Raw genomic sequence first — 2,030 nt, 5'->3', positions numbered from 1 at the left:
GCGCCCTCCGAGAATGGGCCTATGCAAAAGCCTATCCGACCTCACAACGCCGCGCCCTCGAACTGCCGGTCTGGCTGCATAGATACAACTGGCATCGGCCACACGGTGGGATAAAATCACAAACACCCATCAGTCGCCTCGGTCTGTCCGAGGACAACCTGTTGAGGCTCCACACCTAGCGGATCACCATCGGAAACGTCACCGCGATCGCCCAGGCGAACACCGCGGCGTTGGCCAGCGCGCCGGGCAGCGGATGATTGGTCGCCTTGTAGCTCCAATGGCTGATCAGCCCGAACGCCACGAACAACAGCAGGATCGCCGGCACGATGATGATCAGGAAGAATAACTTGTAGAGATTGAGCGCCACCGCGATCGCCAGCGAGGCCAGGAAGCAGAATTTGGTCAGCGCATAGGCGCCGCGCCGGGCGTCGCCGCGGGTCAGCCATTCGGCGGTGATGAAATACGGCACGGTGCCGCAGGCCACCGCCAGGATCAGATGGATCCGCGGCGCGATCGGGTGGAACGAGAACACGTAGCGGTCGAGCGGCAGCCCGATCGCGATGATGTTGTAGGCTCCGACCGCGAGCGCGGCGATCGCGACATAGCTCAGCGAGGCCTGCGCGGTGATAGAGTTCGGTGCGCCGAGTTGCCAGACCGCTCGGCCTTCGAGCCGGTGCCGGCTCTGCCCGGGCCACAATAGGGTCTGCCCGGCCAGCGGCCGGCCGCGATTGCCGAACCGCAGAATCAGCGCGGTCAATAGCCCATAGACCAGGAAATGCAGCGTCAGATAATCGCCAAGCAGGATGATCAGGAAGTCGGTCGGCATCTTCCACAGGATCAGCGGCGTCAATAACGCCGGCGCGATGGCGGCGGCCAGCAGCGGCTTCCAGCGCAGATTGGCGCCCATCGGCGCCTCCGCGGCCTTCGGCAACAGCCGCGACAGCGGCCAGGCCAGCGCGATCAGCCCGCCGAACAACAACGCCAGCCAGCGCGGGCGGCGGTCGAGAAAGCCGGAGCCTTGGTGATCGAACGCCTGGTTCAGCCAGTGCAGCGATTCTGCCATGCTGTCGCGGCTGTACAGCACGCCGATATGCTCGACGCCGGACGACAGCGCGAGCCGCCGCGCGCTGCCGTCGGCGAAGTTGCCGTAGCTTTGCCCGGCCACCGCGCCGCGGCCGGTCGCGAGATTGACGATGCGCAAGCCTTCGTTGATCAGCATGGCCGGCTCCAGCGCGCCGACGATCACCAAGAGATTGCGCGGGCTTGACGCGGTCGCGACCGGCGAGAACACCGACACCGCGACGGTAGCGCTGACCTCGGGATGCGCCATCGCGTAGCGCACCACGATGTCGGAGGCCATCGAATGGCCGAGCACCGCGAGCCTTCCGTTGCTGTCGGGCAGGGTTTTGGCGTAGTCGGCGACGCGGCCGAGTTCGGAGACCAGCACGCCGGTGATCTTGGTCGGTTCGTTGACGTCGCCCTTCATCGGCACCGGGTTGCGGCCGTGGCCGGTGAAGTCGAAGGTCACCGCGACGTAGCCGTTCTGCGCCAGCGTCACCGCGAAGGGCTGCATCAATTGCTGCGAGCCGGCAAAGCCGTGGGCGATCACCACCACCGGCGCCGGGGCGTCGGATTGCGGTCGATACACCGTGACCGGGGTTTCGCCCACCGTCGCCGTGGTGATGCGCAGCCCGCGTTCGGCGAGTTGGAGGTGCCACAGCGCCACCGCGATGGCGACCGCCGCAGCGAGCGCGACGATCCATCTCGCCGCCGTCGCGAGCCGACGCATCAAACCCTGTCCCGCGGTCGTGCCGGCATGCTCAGTCCTCTTCGCCGACATGGCGGCGGCGGATCTGGCGCACCGTCCACCAGATCGACAGCGCCGCGACCGGCACGAAGGCCGCCACCGCGACATTCGGCTCGACCGGCAGATGGCCGGCATCCTGCAATCCCTTCACCAGATAGCCGAACAGCCCGACCACGTAGTAGGTGATCGCCGCGGTGGACAGCCCTTCCACCGTGGTCTGCAA

At 66.6% G+C, this 2,030-nt stretch carries 3 protein-coding genes; 1 reads left to right on the top strand and 2 read right to left on the bottom strand.

Annotated elements, in window-relative coordinates:
* Positions 1 to 179: integrase core domain-containing protein (locus VGC77_RS03310; RefSeq protein WP_331170142.1), on the top strand; the 179-nt coding region annotated here is incomplete at its 5' end.
* Here the strand turns inward: VGC77_RS03310 and VGC77_RS03305 are convergent.
* Together VGC77_RS03305 and VGC77_RS03300 are read right to left on the bottom strand one after the other, a co-directional pair.
* Positions 176 to 1,789 carry a dienelactone hydrolase family protein gene (locus VGC77_RS03305; RefSeq protein ID WP_331170141.1) on the bottom strand — a complete coding sequence of 538 codons (1,614 nt, stop codon included), beginning with the start codon at positions 1,787 to 1,789 and terminating at the stop codon, positions 176 to 178. The two genes, VGC77_RS03310 and VGC77_RS03305, sit on opposite strands and share 4 nt — an antisense overlap.
* 31 nt (positions 1,790 to 1,820) lie before the next feature.
* A partial coding sequence (locus tag VGC77_RS03300) for a DUF3422 family protein (protein ID WP_331170140.1) occupies positions 1,821 to 2,030 on the bottom strand: 210 nt, incomplete at its 5' end.

Origin of the sequence: Rhodopseudomonas sp., from assembly GCF_036404135.1 — a bacterium.
Classification (GTDB): Bacteria; Pseudomonadota; Alphaproteobacteria; order Rhizobiales; family Xanthobacteraceae; genus Rhodopseudomonas_A.
This window is presented reverse-complemented; position numbering and strand designations above follow the sequence as displayed.

Bases quoted from the DNA above. Each gene is read 5' to 3' on its own strand.
- VGC77_RS03305 (WP_331170141.1), bottom strand. From the start codon at position 1,789: ATGCGTCGGCTCGCGACGGCGGCGAGATGGATCGTCGCGCTCGCTGCG.